Source organism: Gemmobacter aquatilis, assembly GCF_900110025.1.
In the GTDB taxonomy this organism is placed as follows: Bacteria; Pseudomonadota; Alphaproteobacteria; order Rhodobacterales; family Rhodobacteraceae; genus Gemmobacter; species Gemmobacter aquatilis.
Genome location: NZ_FOCE01000007.1, coordinates 154,020 through 173,016, shown reverse-complemented (window position 1 = coordinate 173,016; position 18,997 = coordinate 154,020). Strand labels below are relative to the sequence as shown.

At 65.0% G+C, this 18,997-nt stretch carries 16 protein-coding genes; 11 read left to right on the top strand and 5 right to left on the bottom strand.

From position 1 onward, the window contains the following. Nucleotides 1-35: 35 nt before the first annotated feature. A complete protein-coding gene (locus tag BMX43_RS13350) occupies nt 36-1,409 on the bottom strand; it encodes an L-serine ammonia-lyase (protein WP_091302170.1) in 1,374 nt (457 codons plus the stop codon). A 204-nt stretch (nt 1,410-1,613) separates the two neighbouring features. On the opposite strand from BMX43_RS13350, the gene BMX43_RS13345 reads away from it, so the two are divergent. The 3 genes from BMX43_RS13345 to gor all read left to right on the top strand — a co-directional run bounded on the left by BMX43_RS13345 (nt 1,614) and on the right by gor (nt 4,339). Beyond that, nucleotides 1,614-2,114 (top strand): EF-hand domain-containing protein, encoded by a 501-nt coding sequence (locus tag BMX43_RS13345; RefSeq protein ID WP_091302168.1) that lies wholly within the window; start codon nt 1,614-1,616, stop codon nt 2,112-2,114. Between the two features lie 76 nt (nt 2,115-2,190). Continuing rightward, on the top strand, nt 2,191-2,979 hold the full coding sequence (gene rpiA, locus BMX43_RS13340) for a ribose-5-phosphate isomerase RpiA (RefSeq protein WP_091302166.1): 789 nt from the start codon (nt 2,191-2,193) through the stop codon (nt 2,977-2,979). Between the two features lies 1 nt (nt 2,980). Beyond that, nucleotides 2,981-4,339 carry a glutathione-disulfide reductase gene (gor, locus tag BMX43_RS13335; protein ID WP_091302164.1) on the top strand — a complete coding sequence of 453 codons (1,359 nt, stop codon included), beginning with the start codon at nt 2,981-2,983 and terminating at the stop codon, nt 4,337-4,339. Nucleotides 4,340-4,386: 47 nt separating this feature from the next. Here the strand turns inward: gor and BMX43_RS13330 are convergent, their stop codons facing one another. The 4 genes from BMX43_RS13330 to BMX43_RS13315 all read right to left on the bottom strand — a co-directional run bounded on the left by BMX43_RS13330 (nt 4,387) and on the right by BMX43_RS13315 (nt 8,090). Next, the gene (locus tag BMX43_RS13330; RefSeq protein ID WP_091302162.1) at nt 4,387-5,298 is read right to left on the bottom strand and encodes a pirin family protein; all 912 of its coding nucleotides are present in this window, start codon (nt 5,296-5,298) and stop codon (nt 4,387-4,389) included. A gap of 123 nt (nt 5,299-5,421) precedes the next feature. Beyond that, complete coding sequence (locus tag BMX43_RS13325) at nt 5,422-6,003, bottom strand: TadE/TadG family type IV pilus assembly protein (RefSeq protein ID WP_091302160.1); 582 nt, start codon at nt 6,001-6,003, stop codon at nt 5,422-5,424. 3 nt (nt 6,004-6,006) lie between these two features. Further along, complete coding sequence (locus tag BMX43_RS13320) at nt 6,007-6,558, bottom strand: TadE/TadG family type IV pilus assembly protein (protein WP_091302158.1); 552 nt, start codon at nt 6,556-6,558, stop codon at nt 6,007-6,009. After that, on the bottom strand, nt 6,555-8,090 hold the full coding sequence (locus BMX43_RS13315) for a pilus assembly protein TadG-related protein (protein ID WP_091302156.1): 1,536 nt from the start codon (nt 8,088-8,090) through the stop codon (nt 6,555-6,557). The genes BMX43_RS13320 and BMX43_RS13315 overlap by 4 nt, the downstream gene beginning before the upstream one ends. 384 nt (nt 8,091-8,474) lie before the next feature. On the opposite strand from BMX43_RS13315, the gene BMX43_RS13310 reads away from it, so the two are divergent. From BMX43_RS13310 to dnaG, 8 genes are all read left to right on the top strand, one after another. Further along, nucleotides 8,475-9,905 carry a Glu/Leu/Phe/Val family dehydrogenase gene (locus tag BMX43_RS13310; RefSeq protein WP_425431806.1) on the top strand — a complete coding sequence of 477 codons (1,431 nt, stop codon included), beginning with the start codon at nt 8,475-8,477 and terminating at the stop codon, nt 9,903-9,905. A 73-nt stretch (nt 9,906-9,978) separates the two neighbouring features. Further along, complete coding sequence (locus tag BMX43_RS13305) at nt 9,979-10,437, top strand: hypothetical protein (protein WP_091302153.1); 459 nt, start codon at nt 9,979-9,981, stop codon at nt 10,435-10,437. 115 nt (nt 10,438-10,552) lie between these two features. Beyond that, a complete protein-coding gene (locus BMX43_RS13300) occupies nt 10,553-11,803 on the top strand; it encodes a sarcosine oxidase subunit beta family protein (RefSeq protein WP_091302152.1) in 1,251 nt (416 codons plus the stop codon). Nucleotides 11,804-11,983: 180 nt separating this feature from the next. After that, nucleotides 11,984-12,256, top strand: coding sequence for a sarcosine oxidase subunit delta (locus tag BMX43_RS13295; protein ID WP_091302150.1), 273 nt, complete (start codon nt 11,984-11,986; stop codon nt 12,254-12,256). Then, nucleotides 12,253-15,186 carry a sarcosine oxidase subunit alpha family protein gene (locus BMX43_RS13290; RefSeq protein WP_091302148.1) on the top strand — a complete coding sequence of 978 codons (2,934 nt, stop codon included), beginning with the start codon at nt 12,253-12,255 and terminating at the stop codon, nt 15,184-15,186. The genes BMX43_RS13295 and BMX43_RS13290 overlap by 4 nt, the downstream gene beginning before the upstream one ends. Then, a complete protein-coding gene (locus tag BMX43_RS13285; RefSeq protein WP_091302146.1) occupies nt 15,179-15,715 on the top strand; it encodes a sarcosine oxidase subunit gamma in 537 nt (178 codons plus the stop codon). The genes BMX43_RS13290 and BMX43_RS13285 overlap by 8 nt, the downstream gene beginning before the upstream one ends. Then, nucleotides 15,712-16,860, top strand: coding sequence for an amidohydrolase (locus tag BMX43_RS13280; protein WP_091302144.1), 1,149 nt, complete (start codon nt 15,712-15,714; stop codon nt 16,858-16,860). Before BMX43_RS13285 ends, BMX43_RS13280 begins: the two co-directional genes overlap by 4 nt. A 129-nt stretch (nt 16,861-16,989) precedes the next feature. Continuing rightward, nucleotides 16,990-18,972, top strand: coding sequence for a DNA primase (gene dnaG / locus BMX43_RS13275; protein ID WP_091302143.1), 1,983 nt, complete (start codon nt 16,990-16,992; stop codon nt 18,970-18,972). Nucleotides 18,973-18,997 lie beyond the last annotated feature (25 nt).

Genomic DNA, 18,997 nt, shown 5'->3' with positions numbered 1-18,997 from the left:
GGCAGGGCCGCATGCCCCTGCCACCGATGCGGTGCTCAGCAGTTTGGCACGTTGACGGCAAGGCCACCCAGCGAGGTTTCCTTGTATTTCTCGTGCATGTCATGGCCGGTCTGGCGCATCGTCTCGATACAGGCATCAAGGCTGACAAGATGGATCCCGTCGCCGCGCAGCGCGAGACTTGCCGCCGACACCGCCTTGATCGCGCCCAGCCCATTGCGTTCGATACAGGGCACCTGCACAAGGCCCTTCACCGGGTCGCAGGTCATGCCAAGGTGATGCTCCAGCGCAATTTCTGCCGCGTTTTCAACCTGTTCTGGTGTGCCGCCCAGCACGGCGCACAATGCTGCCGCCGCCATTGCCGCCGCCGACCCGACCTCGGCCTGACAGCCACATTCCGCCCCCGAGATCGAGGCGTTGTGCTTGCACAGCCCGCCGATGGCAGCGGCGGTCAGCAGGAAATCTCCGATCTTCGCCGGGGTCGCACCCGGCACATGATCCAGATAATAGCGCAACGTCGCGGGCAGCACCCCCGCCGCGCCATTGGTCGGCGCGGTGACAACCTGCCCGCCCGCCGCATTTTCCTCGTTCACCGCCATGGCGTAGAGGCTCATCCAGTCGTTGATCGTATGCGGCGCCGTCATGTTCAGCCCGCGTTCGGCCAGCAGCGCCTCGTGGATGCCCCGGGCGCGACGGCGCACCTTCAACCCGCCGGGCAGGATGCCCTCGCCCGCCATGCCCCGGGTGATGCAATTGTTCATCACCTCCCACAACCGGGCGATACCGGCGTCGATCTCGGCTTTGGTGCGGAAGACCAACTCGTTTTCACGCTTCATCTGCGCGATGCTGAGGCCGGATTTCTTGGCCATTTCAAGCATCTGCGCGGCGGTTTCAAACGGATGCGGCACAGGGGTGCCGCCCTTCGCCGCCTCGCCCCGGGCCAGTTCCGCCGCCGTCAGCACGAAGCCGCCGCCGATGGAGTAATAGGTTTCCTCAAGGATCACGTCGCCCTCGGCATCGGTGGCGCGCAGGATCATGCCATTGGCATGGCCGGGCAGGGCAGGGCCATAATCGAACACCATGTCCGTTTTCGGGTCAAAGCGCAGCATGCCAAGGCCGGGCGGCGCGATGGTGTTCGTGGCATGAATGGCGGCCAGCGCGGCTTCCGCCTTTTCAGGGTCATAGCTGGCAGGTTCGAACCCGGCGAGGCCGAGGATGGTGGCACGGTCGGTTGCATGACCCACGCCCGTGAAAGCCAAGCTGCCATGCAGTGAGGCGCGCAGCCCATGGGCGTGGAACGGGCTGCCGCGCAGCGTCTGCAAGAAGCGCGCGGCGGCCACCATCGGGCCCATGGTGTGAGAGGAGGAAGGGCCGATGCCCACCTTGAACATGTCGAAGACGGAAAGGAACATGGGGGCTCGCGCTGCCGGGGGATTTGCACCACTATGGCGGGGATTCGGTCGGGCAGGGGGCAAAATGCGACCCTGCGTCGTAGAAAACCGCTGATGCCGCGGTGGTGATAACCCGGTGTTAACCCGAATCAGCGCCAGATGACCGCAGGAAAGGGGGCTTTCATGCGGATCTTGATCCTCGTTGTTCTGATATTGGGGCCTTTCATGGCTTGGGCTGGCCCAGACACCTTGCCCGAGGCGATGAAAAAGCGCATCGCGCGTGGACCAGAGGCATATCTGGCGCAGATGACCCGGCTGATCGGTGGTTTCGGCGGGGTCACGGGCCTGAAGTCTGAGGGGATCGCACGCTATGTCGCAGTGGAACGGGCCGCCGCGCGGGCCGATGCGCTGCGTGAATTGCTGGTCGCAGATCTTGATGCCGATGGTACGGTGACAGCGGCAGAGGCGGAAGGGGTGATGCAGGTGCTGTCGGCGCGTGGACGCGGCGGGTTTCTGCTGACCTTCACGGTGGCGGATGCCGATGGCGACGGGCGGGCCGGGCCGCAGGAGTTGCAGGCTGCCGCCGACAGAGCGGCCGAGGCGCGGCTTGGCGATGCCGCCGCCGCGCAGTTGCAGGCGGTGCTGGTCTTTGATGCCGATGGCGACGCTGCCGTTTCCTTGCGCGAATTGCAGGCGGGTGTGGCGCAACTGGCCGGGAAAAGCTGATTCCGCCGCATCGCCTCTCGCACCCGATGCGCAACTTGCCTATAAGCGGACGATCTTTTCCGCTCGGGAGCCACCCATGCCTGCTGACCTTTCCCCCATCGACAAGGCCAAGTTCGTTGCCGCCAAACGCGCGGTGGAATTCGTGGAATCGGGCATGAAGCTCGGGCTGGGCACCGGATCGACCGCCGCTTGGATGGTGCGCTGCCTGGCCGAGCGGATCCGCGAAGAGGGGCTGAAGGTGCAGGGCGTGCCGACATCTACCCGCACGGCGGAACTGGCGCAGCAGCTTGGCGTGCCGGTCGTCTCTCTGGACGAGGCGAAATGGCTGGATCTGACGATCGACGGCGCCGACGAGATCGACCCAATGCTGAACCTGATCAAGGGCGGCGGGGCGGCGCTGTTGCAGGAAAAGATCGTGGCGACGGCCTCGGACCAGATGATCGTCATTGCCGATGCGGCGAAAGAGGTGGCGCAATTGGGCGCCTTCCCTCTGCCGGTGGAGGTGATTCCCTTCGGCTGGCAGACCACCAAGGCGCTGATCGAGGAAACGCTGGTCAGCCTTGACGTGCTGAACCGCGATGTGACGCTGCGGATGAATGGCGATGCGCCGCTGGTCACGGACGAGGCGAATTACATCATTGACCTGCATCTCAAACGGATCGGCAATCCGCGCCAGTTGGCCATGGTGCTGAACCAGATCCCGGGCGTGGTGGAAAACGGGCTGTTCATCGACATTTGCGATATCGTGGTGATCGGCCACGGCGATGGGCGGGTGCAGGTGCGCGACATCAATGCCGGCTCCACCTCGGACGAACGGATCGAGTTTGCGCCTGCCGACAACATCTTTGCGGATTCGGACGACTGAGATGAGTTTTGACTACGATCTTTTCGTGATCGGTGGCGGGTCGGGCGGCGTGCGCGCTGCGCGCATCGCCAGCGCCGAGGGCAAGGCGCGCGTGGGCTTGGCCGAGGAATATCGCATGGGCGGCACCTGCGTGATCCGTGGCTGCGTTCCCAAGAAGCTGATGGTCTATGCCAGCGAATATCCGGGCATGATCGCGGATGCCCGCGCCTATGGCTGGAAGGTGGAGGCAGGCGCGTTCGACTGGGCGCAGTTCCGCAGCCAGTTGGAGGCGGAGCTGACGCGGCTGGAAAATGCCTATCGCGGCACGTTGCGCAACGCCGGGGTCGAAACCTTCGATTTGCGGGCCACTGTGGTAGATGCACATACGGTGGCGCTGGCCGACGGGCGGCGCTTTACGGCCAAGCATATCCTGATCGCCACGGGCGGGCGCCCCTTCGTGCCTGACCTGCCGGGCGCGGAACTGGCGGTGACCTCCAACGAGATCTTCCACCTTGACGCGCTGCCCAAACGCGCGCTGGTGGTGGGCGGGGGCTATATCGCCTCAGAATTCGCCTGCATTCTCAACGGTCTGGGGGTAGAGGTCAGCCAGTATTATCGCGGTGCACAGATCCTGCGCGGCTTTGACGACGAAGCACGCGGCCATGTGGCGACCGCGATGCAGGCTTCGGGAGTGACCATCCATTGCGGCACCGATGTGCTGCGGCTGGAAAAAACCGCGACCGGCATCCGCGCCGTGGCGACTGACGGAACCGAGCGAGAGTTCGATCTGGTCATGTATGCGACGGGCCGCAAGCCCAACAGTTCCGGCCTCGGGCTGGAGGCGCTGGGGGTCGAATTGGGCCGCAATGGCGAGATCAAGGTCGATGACTGGAGTCAGACCGCTGTGCCCTCGATCTATGCCGTGGGCGATGTGACCGACCGGATCAACCTGACCCCGGTGGCGATCCGCGAAGGGCACGCCTTCGCCGACACCGTGTTCAAGGGCGAGCCGCGCAAGGCTGACCACGAACTTGTGGCAAGTGCTGTGTTCACGCAGCCGGAACTGGGTACCGTCGGGTTGAGCGAGGAGGCCGCGCAGGCGCAGGAACCGATCGAGGTTTATGTGGCCAGTTTCCGCGCGATGCAGACGCTGTTTGCCGGGCGGCAGGACCGGGTGCTGATGAAGCTGATCGTCAGCCAGCAAAGCCGCAAGGTGCTGGGCTGCCATATCGTGGGCCCCGGCGCGGGCGAGATGATCCAACTGGTCGGAATCGCCGTGAAGATGGGCGCTACGAAAGAGGATTTTGACCGCACGGTTGCGGTGCATCCCACCATGTCGGAAGAACTGGTGACGATGCGCAATCCGGTGCGGAGAAGCTGAAAAGGGGGCCGACAGGCCCCCTTGCTGTTTTCACTGCGGCGCCGTGATCAATGCGCGGGCTTGATGAAGGTGCCGTTGCGCAGGTCCGCCATGGCCTGACGGATTTCGTCCTGGGTGTTCATCACGATGGGGCCGTGCCAGGCGACGGGTTCCTGAATCGGCGCGCCGGAAATCAGCAGGAAGCGGATGCCCTGCGGCCCGGCCGTCACAGTCACCTCATCCCCTGCGCCGAATTGCACCAGCGTCCGGTCGCCCGACATATCGCGGATGTTCACTTCTTCGCCGGCCACCTCTTTTTCCAGCAACACGCCGCGCGGGCGGCTGGCATCGCGGAACGTGCCTTTGCCTTCAAAGATATAGGCGAAGGCGCGGCGATAGGTGTCGATCTTGAACACCTTCCGGCGTCCGGCGGGCACGAAGATGTCAAGGTATTGCGGCTCGGCGGCGATGCCGTCCACCGGGCCGGTCTTGCCCCAGAACGCGCCCACGATCACCTTGACCACGGTGCCGTCATCATCCTGAATCACCGGGATGTCAGCGGATTTCACATCCTGATAGCGCGGTGCCGTCATCTTCAACTGCGACGGCAGGTTGGCCCAAAGTTGAAACCCGTGCATCTGGCCCTTGGCGTTACCCTTGGGCATTTCCTGATGCAGGATGCCGGAGCCTGCGGTCATCCACTGCACATCCCCGCCGCGCAGGGTGCCCTGATTGCCCAGACTGTCGCCATGATCGACAGAGCCTGACAGGACATAGGTGATGGTTTCGATGCCGCGATGCGGGTGCCAGGGGAAACCGCGATAATAGTCTTCCGGGCGCTCGTTGCGGAAATCGTCGAACATCAGGAACGGATCGAACTGTTCGGGGTTCTGAAAGCCGAAGGCGCGGTGCAGATGGACGCCGGCGCCCTCCATCGTGGGGCGGGCGGTGGTTTCGGTCAGGACGGGGCGAATGGACATGAGGCTCTCCGGTCTGGGGCGCTGCCGGGGATCGGTGCGCCGCTTGACGCAAAGGTAAGGGGCCAAAAGGCGCCGGACAATGCGGGTGCATGCAGGATGACTGTGCGGCGGGGCACAGGCCGGTCAGGAACAACCGCCGGGATTGGTGAAGCCGACGGCGGTCACGAACCGCGGGCGGGTGGCCACGAATTGCTGCAAGGTCATGTTGTTCAGGCCGATGTCGAGGATCGGCTCGAAATCGAAACGGGTTTCGACGATCAGCAACGTATCGGCGTTGGAGGTGAGTGGCAGCTTGTCGTTCAGGGCCTGAACCGTGGTCGTGGTCAGCGCAGGCAGATCGGTGGTGGACAGCGAACAGGACCACTGTACCTCGAACCGGGATCTGGCCGAGACATAAATGACGCTGGTCAGCCGCATCCGGCCGGTCTCGTCGCCGGGCATCAGGAAGTTGAACAGGTCTTCCAGCCCGGCAGCTTCGGTTGTGCCGATATTGGTGCGACTGCGCGACAGGATATCCGCCACGGTATAGGTGGCTTTCTGCACCTTGTTGATGGTGGCATAGGCATCCCAATAGACGTAAAGCGCGAAGGCTGCCCACAGCATCATCGGCAGGATCAGCAGGGTTTCCACCAGCATGGTGCCGCGTTCATCGCGCAGGAAGCGGTAGATTGCAGCGGAAAGACCGGGCAGGGCGCGCGGGAACATGGCTCAGGGCTCGTTCATGAAGGCAGAGGCAGCAACCAGCCTGTAGCCGCCCTCGCCATCCTGATCAATGTTGGCGGCGATGCCGGTAGAGGGGAAGATTGCATCGGCCCGCAGGCAAACGCGCACCAGCATGATCACGCTGCGTGCCCCGGGCGCGGTATCGAGCGTGGTCACCGGCTCGATATCCGAGGCCCGGTCGCGGCAGACCACCTCGACAGCGGGCAGAACCCAGTCATCCTGCGACACGCGGTCAAGGCTGACCAGCAGCGTGTTGTCACATTCCGTCAGGATCGAGGAGTTGGCGCAGATCGCATCTTTCAGGTCGTCATGAGTGGGGGCCAAGCCGAGATGACCCAGCCGCAGATCGCGCATGGCGATATCGAGCGCGCGCTCCAGCATGGTCTGGCGCAGCGTCATCAGCCCCGCCTCGAAGCAGGCCATGAAGACCGTCATCAAAATCGGGATCATCAACACGAATTCGATGGTCGCTGTTCCGTCCTCGCGCCGGAACCACCGCTGGCAGGTCGCAAAATGCGCCCTGAGGCCGGTTGTCATTGCGTGAGCCTCAGGTAGCTGATCTGGTTGGCGATGGCGTTGAACACGGTCGAGATTTCCAGCCCGTTGGCATTGTAATAATGCGCGTCAGACGTGGCGCAGTTCTTGATCTGCGTCTGGCCGTTGCTGGGCGCCTCGAAGGCGATGCCATAGATCACGATGCCGGCTTCGCGCGCGGCAGAGCAGATCTGCTGGAGCCGGGTGTTCTTGGTCGAGGACACAGAGCTGACCATGTTGTTTTCATAGGTCGATGTGCTGCCGCCCAACGGTCGGGCATACATATTGTAGGCTACATAATAGGTCGTGTATTTCTGGAACACGGCAGGCCACGTCATGTTTGTGACGCCGGTGGGTTTTGTATACCACTTGCCGTCAGAAATCCTGTAGTAATCGCTTGAGGTGCCGGAACGATCATGAAAGGCGTAGATCGTGCCGCCTGAGGTCGTCCAGACGTTGGAAAGGCCAGCGGTGTTGTAGGGCGACTTCAGCTTGTATTCGGTGGTGTTTTCACCGTCGGTCATCACAACCAGAACCTTCAGCGTATCAATTTCACCCGAGTCGAGCGGGCGGTTACTATAGGTCGCCGCCACTTTCCCGCGAGAAATCAACCCGGCCGTGATCCCCTGCGAGGCGGGATCGAGCAACAGCGCCCCCCATTTCACGCCAAGGTCGATCGAGGTGTTGCCGCCGACCACCATGTTGGTGATCGTGCTTTTCAGGGCGGTGGCGCTGTCGCTGATCGGGTTCACATGATTGGCGGTGTAATGGGTGCAGTTGAACAGGGAGGAGGTCGTCGCGTTGTTGAACGGGTCGAAGTGGCCATTGTGCACAAGGCTGGTCGATTGCGACAGGGTGGTGGTGGAAAACACGCTGTCCGGCAGTTCGAGGCAATAGGAATAGTCGTGGATCTTGGTGGCATTGAATTGCGCCATCAGATCGGGGCCAAGGTTGACCTGCGCGCTGTAGGGCACGATCGACATGGTGACCTTGCCGGGATCGGAGGCGTTCATCACGGTATCGACGAAACTGCGTGCGGCGGGGCGCAGGTTGTTGATGCGCGAGCCGTTCATCGAGCCGGAAATATCGAGCACGAGCGAGACTTCGACGTTGGAAATGCGTTCGTCGGCAGTGCTGTCGGCTGCGACCTCGAACTTGTCGATGCCCATGAGGTGCATGAAGAACGGCTCGGCATCGGCCTGGGCATCTGCGGTGACGGTCCGGAAGTTCAGACCTTCGGAGACATCGACGCCCGAGAGATATTCCAACAGGTTCGCCTTCTCGAAATAGTCGTTCACCACCTCGGTCGGGTCGTGCTCCTGGCTAAGGCTGGCCGCAGCCAGAACGCTGCGGTCCAGAGTTTGTTGCAGCAGGACGCGTTTTTCTTCGTGGCGCATCACATCGACGGCAAGACCGCCAACGAGGACCATCATGAACAGAAGGATGAGGCTGAAGAGAAGGATGCTCCCCTCTTCTTCGCTGCGATAGCGGCGCAGCAATTGCGCCAGACGAGCTGAAACCTTGAACCTGTTCATTCTTGCCCCCTCACGGACAAATCACACCTAAACGATACGCCGGAAGAGCCGCTTTACGGGCGGCATTCCTCTCAGGGCTTATCGGTAATAGGTGCGGCAGACTTTGGGCCAAATTATGGCGTAATTGCCTGATTTGACCATGAAATCAGCAGTATGGGTTGACGATCCGGCGCAGAGGCTAGGATTGTCCGCGAGCGGGCTACGAAACAGGGTTTGTACACTGTTTCGGAGCGGAATCGCAGGCCTGTTCACAGGGCGCTAACGAATCGATGTCACATCTGATCGTGCAGGAAAGCAGTTTTCAAAACGCCGAAAATCTGTGCACCCTGAGCGCTGAAGGGCTGAGGAACCGCGTCTGGCGCGGGTAGCAGAGGGAGAATTGCGATGCTGGCACAGAACGAACCGGGCTTCCGCGACTCGGTGGACATGATGTTCAATCGTGCGGTGCGTCTGATGGATCTCAGCCCCGGGCTGGAGCAGAAGATCCGCGTCTGCAATTCCACCTATACCGTGCGCTTCGGGGTGCGGCTGCGCGGCAAGATCGAAACCTTCACCGGCTATCGCTCTGTCCATTCGGAACATATGGAGCCGGTTAAGGGGGGCATCCGTTATGCGCTGTCCGTCAATCAGGACGAGGTGGAGGCGCTGGCGGCGCTGATGACCTATAAATGCGCGCTGGTGGAAACGCCGTTCGGCGGCTCGAAAGGCGGGCTGTGCATCGACCCGCGCGCCTGGGATGAGCACGAATTGGAACAGATCACCCGTCGCTTTGCCTATGAGCTGATCAAGCGCGACCTGATCAACCCGGCGCAGAATGTGCCCGCCCCCGACATGGGCACGGGTGAACGCGAAATGGCCTGGATCGCCGATCAATATGCGCGGATGAACACCACCGACATCAATGCCAAGGCCTGTGTAACGGGCAAGCCACCCCATGCGGGCGGGATTCAGGGGCGGGTGGAAGCGACTGGGCGGGGCGTGCAATTCGCGCTGCGCGAATTCTTTCGCCATCCGCAAGATGTGGCGAAAGCCGGACTGGCGGGCACTCTGGACGGCAAGCGACTCGTGGTGCAGGGCCTGGGCAATGTGGGGTATCACGCCGCGAAGTTCCTGAGCGAGGACGACGGTGCGAAGGTCGTGGCGATCATCGAGCGCGACGGCGCACTGGTGCATGACGCGGGCCTGCCGGTCGAGGAGGTGCGGCGCTGGATCGCGGCGCATGGCGGGGTGAAAGGCTTTCCTGTGGGCACTTATGTGGAGGGTGGGGCCGCAGTGCTGGAAATGGCCTGTGACATCCTGATCCCGGCGGCCATGGAAGGGGTGATCCACAAGGGCAATGCCGCGCGCATCAAGGCGCCGCTGATCATCGAAGCGGCAAATGGCCCGATCACCTTCGGCGCCGATGAGATCCTGCGGCAGAAGGGTGTGGTGATCATCCCCGATCTTTACGCCAATGCCGGGGGGGTGACGGTCAGCTATTTCGAATGGGTGAAGAACCTGAGCCATATCCGCTTTGGCCGGATGCAGCGGCGGGCGGAAGAGGCGCGCTCGCGGCTGATGGTGGAAGAGCTGGAGCGGCTGAGCGCCGACAAGGGGCTGGGCTGGACGCTGGCGCCGGATTTCAAGGAGAAGTTCCTCACCGGCTCGGACGAGTTGGCGCTGGTGCGCTCTGGCCTCGATGACACGATGCGCATCGCCTATCAGTCCATGCGCGAGGTCTGGCACGATCGGGCAGAGGTGGAGGATTTGCGGGTTGCCGCTTATATGGTCGCCATTGATCGCGTGGCGAAAACCTATCGCTCCAAGGGCCTGTGATCGTGTCGCCCGCGTTGACTTTGGGGGGCGGCGGTGCTTAACCGCGCCAAACCGCTTTCCCGGAGCCCTGCGCATGACCTCGAGCCTTGCCCGCCTGTTCAGCACCTTGTTTCCTACGCTTGTGACGCTGTTTTGCATCGCGGTTCTTGGCGGCGCCGGGCTTTACTACATGAATACCGGCTATGCAGTGAGTGCCGTTGCGATGGCGATCGGCGGCTTGGCGGGGTTGGTTGCGTTGTTTGGCATGGTGGCCGTGCAGATGGAAAACAATGTGCTGCTGCACCGGATCGCCGAGGCGAGCGAGGCAGCCGCGATGGGGCGCCTGCGCCCCGTGGCTCCGGGTGTGGCGGCAAGCCTGGCTGCGGCGGCAGAACCTGCCGGGCTTGCGGCAACCCGCGCCGTGACGGCTCCGGCTGTGACCGCTGTCGCGGCGCCCGGCCCGGCGCTGCGCAGGGCGCCGCCGCAAGGGCGAGTTGAACCCGTTCTATCGGGCAGCCGTCCGCGCCCGCCCGCGGGCTGGCCGCGCGCCTGACCATCGGCGCCGAAGCCGGCCTTGCATGTCGCGCAGCGGCAAGGAATTGCCGGGTGGGGCTTGATAATCGGCGCAGGCTTGGGTCTGATGGCCCCGGCACAAGGGGGCATCCGCCATGCGCTATTCCGGGCTGAAAGTGATCACCGAAGGGTTGTTTGGCAATCGCGGCTGGGGGCAGGTCTGGCGCAACCCGGCGCCCAAGGCCGAGTATGATGCGGTGATCATCGGCGGTGGCGGCCATGGGCTTTCGACCGCCTATTATCTGGCGAAGAACCACGGGCTGACCAATATCGCGGTGCTGGAAAAGGGTTACCTCGGCGGCGGCAATGTCGGGCGCAACACGACGATCGTGCGCGCCAACTACTTCCTGCCCGGCAATTCCGAATTCTACAGCCATTCGCTGAAGCTGTGGGAGGGGCTGGAGGCCGATCTCAACTACAACGTGATGCACAGCCAGCGCGGGCTGATCAACCTGTTCCATTCCGATGGCCAGCGCGATGCCTTCGCGCGGCGCGGCAATGCGATGATCAATCAGGGCGATGACGCCGAACTGCTGGACCGTGATGGCGTGCGGGCGCTGCTGCCCTATCTGGACTTCGACCAGACGCGCTTTCCGATCTATGGCGGGTTGCTGCACCGGCGCGGCGGTACGGCGCGGCATGATGCGGTCGCCTGGGGCTATGCGCGCGGCGCTGATCAGCGTGGGGTGGACCTGATCCAGAATTGCGAGGTAACGGGGATCGACATCGAAGGCGGCGTGGTGCGCGGCGTGCAGACCACGCGCGGTGCGATCCGGGCCAAGAAGGTGGGCATGGTGGTCGCCGGGCGCAGCAGTCAGGTGGCCGCGATGGCGGGGCTCCGGCTGCCGGTGGAAAGCCATGTGCTGCAGGCCTTCGTCACCGAAGGGCTGAAGCCGGTGATCGACCATGTGATCAGCTTCGGCATGGGGCATTTCTACATCAGCCAGTCCGACAAGGGCGGGCTGGTCTTCGGGGGTGATCTGGATTTCTACGCCAGCTATGCCGCGCGCGGCAATCTGCCGATGATGGAACATGTGATGGAGGCGGGCATGACGCTGATGCCGATGATCGGCCGCGCCAGGGTGTTGCGCAGCTGGGGCGGCATCATGGACATGACCCCCGACGGATCGCCCATCATCGACCGCACCCCGATCGAGGGCCTGTATCTGGATTGCGGCTGGAACTACGGCGGCTTCAAGGCCGTTCCCGCCTCGGGCTGGTGCATGGCGCATCTGATGGCCACCGGCCAGCCGCATGAGGTGGCGCGGCGTTTCCGGCTGGACCGTTTCGCGACGGGGCATCTTCTGGATGAAGAAGGCACCGGCAGCCAGCATAACCTGCATTGAGCCGATGATGCGCAGCCCCCAAACCGCGCCCCCGCATCCGGCCGCAGAGGCCTCCGGCGGGAGTATTTTAGCCAGAATGAAGGCGCCTTTCATCTTGGCAAAAATATCCCGGGGTGAGGCCGCAGGCCGAGGGGCAGCGCCCCTAAACCACATGTCTCATCCCGCGAAGGAGCCCGTGCCATGCGCCTGACCTGCCCCCTCTGCGGTCCGCGCGACCGGCGCGAATTCCATTACCTCGGCGCGGAGGAGTATCTGCGCCGCCCCGCAGCAGAGGCCGCGTCTGCGGCCTGGGATGATTACCTGCACAACCGCGACAACCCGGCGGGCGAGACGCGCGACCTGTGGTATCACGAGGCAGGCTGCGGACAGTGGTTGCTGGTCACCCGTGACACGGTCAGCCATGACATCCGCAAGGTCGAACTGGTGGCGACGCTGAAGGGCGGTGCGAAATGAGGATTGCAGGCAAGGGCTTGACCGATCCCTCCGTGCCGGTGGGGTTCCGTTTCGACGGGCGCGATTATGTCGGGCAGGCGGGCGATACGCTGGCCTCGGCGCTGCTGGCCAACGGGGTGAAGCTGGTTGGGCGCAGTTTCAAATACCACCGCCCGCGCGGCGTCCTGACCGCCGGGTCCGAAGAGCCCAATGCGCTGGTCGAGGTGCTGGAGGAGGGGGGGCAGCGCACGCCCAATGTGCGGGCGACGGTGCAGGAGCTCTATCCCGGCCTCGCCGCGCGCAGCCAGAACCGCTTTCCCACGCTGGGCTTCGATCTGCTGGCGCTGAACGATCTGGCCGCGCCGTTGCTGGGGGCGGGGTTCTACTACAAGACCTTCATGTGGCCGCGCCACTTCTGGGAAGGGCTGTATGAGCCCCTGATCCGCCGCGCCGCCGGGCTGGGCAGCCTGTCGCGCCAGCATGATGCGGCGGCCTATGAAAAGGCTTATGCCTTTTGCGACCTGCTGGTGATCGGCGCCGGCCCCGCCGGACTGGTCGCCGCGCTGGAGGCTGGCCGGGCTGGGGCGGATGTGATTCTGGCCGACGAGGATGCCCGGATGGGCGGGCGCCTGCTGTCGGAAACGCTGGTGCTGGAGGGCAGGCCGGGGATGGAATGGGTGACCTCGGTTCTGGCGGAACTGGAAAGCCTGCCCAATGTCCGCCTGATGCCCCGCACCACCGTGACCGGCGCCTATGACCATGGCACCTATGGCGCGCTGGAGCGGGTGGGTCTGCATCTGGCGCCGCGCCCGTATCTGCCGCGCGAGTGTTTCTGGCGCATCGTGGCCAAACAGGCGATCCTTGCGGCAGGGGCGTTGGAGCGCCCGGTGGCGTTTGAAAACAATGACCGGCCCGGCATCATGCTGGCCTCGGCGGTGCGCAGCTACCTCAACCGTTACGGCGTGGCGCCGGGGCGGCGGGTGACCGTATTCACCAACAACGAAGAGGCGCGCCGCACCGCGCGCGATCTGATGGCGGCGGGGGTGCCGGTGGCGGCGATCATCGACGCCCGCCCCCATGCCAGCGCGGTCGAGGATTGCCCGGTCTATACCGGCGCCACTGTCATCAACACGCGTGGGCGCAAGGGGCTAAGCCATATCACTGTCAGGCATGGCGGCGGCGAGGCGCTGATCGAGACGGATTGCCTGGCGATTTCGGGGGGCTGGAACCCGACGCTGCATCTGACTTGCCACAGGAACGGGCGGCCGCTGTGGAACGAGGCGCTGGCGGCCTTTGTGCCCGCGCCCGGCGCCGTGCCGGGGCTGGAGCCTGCGGGGGCGGCGGCGGGCATCATGTCTACCGCGGCCTGCCTGGCCTCGGGGCAACGCGCGGCACGCGGGGCGTTGGAGGCGCTGGGGCGCAAGCCTGCCGCCATCCGCCTGCCTGCGGCGGAAGATGCGCCCTATGTCATTCAGGCGCTGTGGCAGGTGCCCCATGCGCCGGGGCTGTGGCGCCGCGCTTGGCTCGATTTTGCCAATGACGTGACGGTGAAGGATGTGAAACTGGCGGCGCAGGAGAATTTCGTCAGCGTCGAGCATATGAAGCGCTACACCACGCAGGGCATGGCGCCGGATCAGGGCAAGAACTCCAATGTCGCAGCGCTGGCGGTGCTGGCCGATGCCACCGGGCGCAGCGTGGCCGAAACCGGGGTGACGACCTTCCGCCCACCCTATACGCCGGTGTCCATCGCGGCCATGGGCGCGGGCGGGCGTGGCACGGGCTTTGCGCCGCAGCGGTTTCTGACCTCGCACACGGCGAGCGTGGAGCGCGGCGCGCCGATGATCGAGGCGGGGCTGTGGTATCGCGCCGGCTACTTCCCCCGTCCGGGCGAGGCCGACTGGCGCACCGCCTGTGATCGCGAGGTGCGCATGGTGCGCGAACGGGCCGGGGTCTGCGATGTCTCCACCTTGGGCAAGATCGACATTCAGGGCGCCGATGCCGGGCGGTTTCTGGATTTCGTCTATGCCAACACCTTTTCCACCCTGCCGGTGGGCCGGGTGCGCTATGGGCTGATGCTGCGCGACGACGGGCATGTGATGGATGACGGCACGGCGGCCCGGCTTGCCGACGGGCATTTCGTGATGACCACCACCACGGCGGCGGCGGGGCAGGTGATGCGGCATCTGGATTTCGTGCAGCAGGCCTTCTGCGCCGATTGGGATCTGCGGCTGATGTCCGTCACCGAGGCCTGGGCGCAATTCGCCGTGGCCGGGCCGCGCGCACGGGCTTTGCTGGCCTCTGTGCTGGATGCGCCGCCCGATCTGCCCTTCATGGGCTGTGCGCCGGTTCTGGTGCACGGCGTGAAGGGGCGGCTGTTCCGCATCTCGTTTTCCGGCGAGGAAGGGTATGAAATCGCGGTGCCCGCCCGCTATGGCGAGGCGCTGTTCCGCGATCTGCTGGCCCGGGCCGAGGTGCTGGGCGGCGGCCCCTACGGGATGGAGGCGCTGAATGTGCTGCGCATTGAAAAGGGCTTCCTGACCCATGCCGAACTGCATGGCCGCACCACCGCCTTCGATCTGGGGCTGGGGCGGATGATCAGCGCGGGCAAAGACTGCATCGGCAAGGCGGCCAGCCAGCGCCCCGGCCTGACGGGGCCTGAGCGGGAACAGTTGGTGGGTCTGCGCCCGCAAACAGAGGCCCCGCTGACCGCAGGCGCGCATCTGTTCGTGCCGGGCGAAGAGGTCGGGCGCGCGCAGGATCAGGGCTATACCACCTCGGTCTGCTATTCGCCCACGCTGGGGTCATGGCTGGCGCTGGGGTTCCTGAAGAATGGCAGGGCGCGGCAGGGCGAGGTGATCCGCGTTGTCGATCACCTGCGCGCTGTCGATGTGCTGTGCGAGGTCTGTGATCCGGTCTTCTATGACCGCGAGGGGGAGAAGCTGCGTGCCTAAGCTCATCGCCAAGACACCGCTCAGCGGGCTGTGGCCCGTGACGCACCGGGATCTGTCGCTGTCCGAGGTGGCGCTGGACCGGATCACCTCGGTCGCGCCGTTCCGGGGGCAGGAAAAGGCGCTGGCCAAGGCGCTGAAACCGCTGGGTCTGGCCTTTCTGGCACCGAACAGCTTTGCCGAAAAGGCCGGGGTGCGGCTGGTCTGGACGGGCCGCGATCAGGCCTTTCTGATCAATGCCGTGCTGGAGACGCCGGCGGCGGCGCTGACCGATCAATCCGATGGCTGGGCCTGCCTGCGGCTGGAGGGGGCCGGGGCGGCGGATGTGCTGATGCGGCTTTACCCGCTGGACCTGCGGGCGCAGGTCTTTGCACCGGGGCAGGCGGCGCGGGCCGGGCTGAACCACATGGCTTCGGTGCTGATGCGCACCGAAACGGCGTTCGAGCTACTGGTGTTCCGCTCCATGGCGCGCACCGCTTGGGCCGAGATTGCCGAGGCGATGCAGCATGTCGCTGCGCGGAGGGCGCTGTGATTCTGGGCAATGCCGATCTGGCGGCGCTGGTGGGCTTGCGTCAGGCGCTGCACCGCCAGCCCGAGGTTTCGGGGCAGGAAGCCTGGACCGCGCAGGCGATTCTGGCCTTCACCGCCGAAACCGAACCGGATGTCGTGGTGACCGGCCTTGGCGGGCATGGGGTGGCGCTGGTCTATCATGGCGCGGCAGAGGGGCCGACCGTGCTGATCCGCTGCGAGCTGGATGCGCTGCCGATCACCGAGACCGGCACGCAGGGCTGGCGGTCCACCGTGCCGGGCAAGGGGCATCTGTGCGGCCATGACGGGCATATGGCAATCGTTGCCGGGCTGGCGCGGCTGATCGGGCGGGCGCGTCCGGCGCGCGGGCGCGTGGTGCTGCTGTTCCAGCCCGCCGAGGAAGATGGCTCGGGTGCGGCGGCGGTGCTGGCCGATCCGCGCTTTGCCCAGATCGCGCCGGATTACGCCTTTGCGCTGCACAATCTGCCGGGGCTGCCGCTGGGGCAGTTCGTGGTCAATCCCGGCCCGGCCAATTGCGCCTCGGTCGGGATGAAGATGGCCCTGGCGGGTCGCACTGCCCATGCCGCCGAACCGCACAAGGCGATCACCCCGGCGCGGGCGCTGGCCCGGCTGATCCCCGGCCTGATGGCGCTGGGGCAGGGGGGCGACCTGACCGCCGATTTCCGCCTTGTCACGCTGACCCATCTGGCCATGGGAGAACCCGCCTTCGGCATCACCCCCGGCCATGCCGAACTGTGGGCCACGCTGCGCTGCCTGACCGATGACCGCATGGCCGCCCTGCGCGCCGAAGCGGTGGCGCTGGCCGAATCCGTGGCCGCCGCCGAAGGGCTGGGCCTGTCGCTGAGTTGGCACGACGATTTCGCCGCCTGCACCAATGACCCCGAAGCCACCGCCCTGTTCCGCGCCGCGCTGGTGGCCGAAGGCCTGCCGCGCATCGCGGGCGATGGCCCGATGCGCGCCTCGGAAGATTTCGGCCGCCTTGGCGCCACCGCCAAATCCGCCATGGCCTTCCTTGGCGCGGGCGAGGCCAGCCCCGCCCTGCACGCCCCGGATTACGATTTCCCTGACAGCCTGCTTCCACTGGGCATCCGCGCCTTCCACCGCATCATCCGCACCCTGCTCGGCTGATCTTTCTTCCTTGCTCAGATATCCTGGGGTCGCTGATCGGGCGCCATCGGTTCAAGCCTGATCGGCGACGGGACAAAGCCCCTAGGTCATCCACTGGACTCCGCGCCTCCAAGCGCCGATATAGAAGGCATGTCACTTCCGCCCGGTTTCCTTGACGAGATTCGCACCCGCGTATCGCTGTCCAGCGTCGTCGGGCGCAAGGTCACATGGGATATGCGCAAGTCCAATCAGGGCAAGGGTGACTTCTGGGCGCCATGCCCGTTCCATCAGGAAAAATCCGCCTCATTCCACGTCGATGACCGCAAGGGATTTTATTACTGCTTCGGCTGCCACGCGAAAGGTGATGCCGTCAGCTTCGTGAAAGAGACCGAAAACGTCTCGTTCCTGGAGGCGGTGGAGATGCTGGCGCGCGAAGCCGGGATGCCGATGCCCGCCCGCGATCCGCAGGCGGCGCAAAAGGCCGATCGGCGGACCCAACTGGCCGAGGTGATGGAGGAGGCGGTCCGTTTCTTCCGGCTGCAACTGCGCACCGGGCTGGCGCAAGGCGCGCGCGACTATCTGGTGAAGCGCCGTCTGTCCCCCGAGGCGCAGGATCGGTGGGGCATCGGCTGGGCCCCCGACAGCCGCCATGCGCTGCTGAACGCGCTGAAGGCCAAGGGCGTGGCGCCGGATCTGATGGTCGCCTCGGGCCTGATTGCCAAGGGCGATGACGGATCGCTGTATGACCGCTTTCGCGGGCGCATCATCTTTCCGATCCGCGACGGGCGCGGGCGGGCGATCAGCCTCGGGGGGCGGTCGCTTGATCCGAATGCGCGGGCGAAATACCTCAACGGCCCGGAGACGGAGCTGTTCGACAAGGGGCGCAACCTGTTCAACCACGCCCCCGCGCGCGAGGCGGCAGGCAAGGGCCAGCCGCTGATCGTGGCCGAAGGCTATATGGATGTGATCGCGCTGGCCGAAGCGGGCTTTGGCGCCGCCGTGGCGCCGCTGGGCACCGCGATCACCGAAGACCAGTTGCGCCTGATGTGGCGCATCTCGCCCGAGCCGATCATCACGCTGGATGGCGATACGGCGGGCCAGCGCGCGGCGATGCGGGTGATCGACCTTGCGCTGCCGCTGCTGGAGGCCGGGCAGGGCCTGCGCTTTGCGGTGCTGCCGCAGGGGCTGGACCCGGACGATCTGATCAAGGCCAAGGGTGCGAGCGCCATGCAAGAGGTGCTGGATCAGGCGCAGCCGATGGTGAACCTGCTGTGGCGGCGTGAAACCGAGGGGCGGGTGTTCGACAGCCCGGAACGCAAGGCGGCGCTGGACAAGGTGCTGCGCGCCGCGCTGAAGAAAATTCAGGATCCCTCGATTCGCCAGCACTATGGCGAGGACATCAAGGAACTGCGGTGGGAGTTGTTTCGGCAGGGCCGCCGCCCGGCGCGCAGCCCGGATCGGCCGCAGCGCCCCGGCGCCTTTGTGTACCGCGCGCGCAGTGCGGTGCTCGAATCGCCGCTTGCCTCGACCCGTGCCTCGACGCTGGCCACCGCGCCGGACGACGCGGCGATGGTCGATTTGCGCATTTCGGTCGTGCTGGCGGCGCTGTGTCTGCATCCCGGCCTGATCGACCGGTTCGAGGCGCAGATCGAACGGCTGAAGATCGGCGACCCGCTGCATGTGCATCTGCGGCAAGCGATATTGATCCATGCGCATGACCAAGATCCCGAAAGCCGCCCCGCCCGTCTGGCCCGCGCGGCGGGGGCAGACCTTGATACCTTGCTGGCGCATCCCTATGTGCAGATCGCGCCCCCGATCCGCAACCGGCAGGACGAAGACCGCGCGGCGATGTGCATCGCGCAGGAACTCGCCAAGCTGGAGGCGCTGTGGGGCGCGGAACAGGAAATCCGCGAGGCGGTCGAAGATCTCGACGGGCTGGCGGACGAGGGTCTGACATGGCGGCTCAAACAGGTCAGCCAAGCGAAGATCGAGGCCGAGCGCGGCCCCGAAGCGGCACGCGCCGAAGGCGTGATCGCCCCGAATGGCGTAGAGATGAACAAGGACGAGCTGGACCATGCGCAAAAGATGTGGGCCAGCATAGATTTTACCCGTGGCGGCAAAGCACGGCACTGATTTGGCGGATTCGACAGGGTCGGGT

What these genes read in the sequence shown, in the direction of transcription:
- BMX43_RS13350 (WP_091302170.1), bottom strand. Translation starts at nt 1,409, where the DNA reads ATGTTCCTTTCCGTCTTCGACATGTTCAAGGTGGGCATCGGCCCTTCC.
- BMX43_RS13310 (WP_425431806.1), top strand. Translation starts at nt 8,475, where the DNA reads ATGCTGGCACAGAACGAACCGGGCTTCCGCGACTCGGTGGACATGATG.
- BMX43_RS13345 (WP_091302168.1), top strand. Translation starts at nt 1,614, where the DNA reads ATGGCTTGGGCTGGCCCAGACACCTTGCCCGAGGCGATGAAAAAGCGC.
- rpiA (WP_091302166.1), top strand. Translation starts at nt 2,191, where the DNA reads ATGCCTGCTGACCTTTCCCCCATCGACAAGGCCAAGTTCGTTGCCGCC.
- BMX43_RS13290 (WP_091302148.1), top strand. Translation starts at nt 12,253, where the DNA reads ATGAGGATTGCAGGCAAGGGCTTGACCGATCCCTCCGTGCCGGTGGGG.
- BMX43_RS13315 (WP_091302156.1), bottom strand. Translation starts at nt 8,090, where the DNA reads ATGAACAGGTTCAAGGTTTCAGCTCGTCTGGCGCAATTGCTGCGCCGC.
- BMX43_RS13330 (WP_091302162.1), bottom strand. Translation starts at nt 5,298, where the DNA reads ATGTCCATTCGCCCCGTCCTGACCGAAACCACCGCCCGCCCCACGATG.
- BMX43_RS13320 (WP_091302158.1), bottom strand. Translation starts at nt 6,558, where the DNA reads ATGACAACCGGCCTCAGGGCGCATTTTGCGACCTGCCAGCGGTGGTTC.
- BMX43_RS13300 (WP_091302152.1), top strand. Translation starts at nt 10,553, where the DNA reads ATGCGCTATTCCGGGCTGAAAGTGATCACCGAAGGGTTGTTTGGCAAT.
- BMX43_RS13325 (WP_091302160.1), bottom strand. Translation starts at nt 6,003, where the DNA reads ATGTTCCCGCGCGCCCTGCCCGGTCTTTCCGCTGCAATCTACCGCTTC.
- BMX43_RS13295 (WP_091302150.1), top strand. Translation starts at nt 11,984, where the DNA reads ATGCGCCTGACCTGCCCCCTCTGCGGTCCGCGCGACCGGCGCGAATTC.
- dnaG (WP_091302143.1), top strand. Translation starts at nt 16,990, where the DNA reads ATGTCACTTCCGCCCGGTTTCCTTGACGAGATTCGCACCCGCGTATCG.
- gor (WP_091302164.1), top strand. Translation starts at nt 2,981, where the DNA reads ATGAGTTTTGACTACGATCTTTTCGTGATCGGTGGCGGGTCGGGCGGC.
- BMX43_RS13305 (WP_091302153.1), top strand. Translation starts at nt 9,979, where the DNA reads ATGACCTCGAGCCTTGCCCGCCTGTTCAGCACCTTGTTTCCTACGCTT.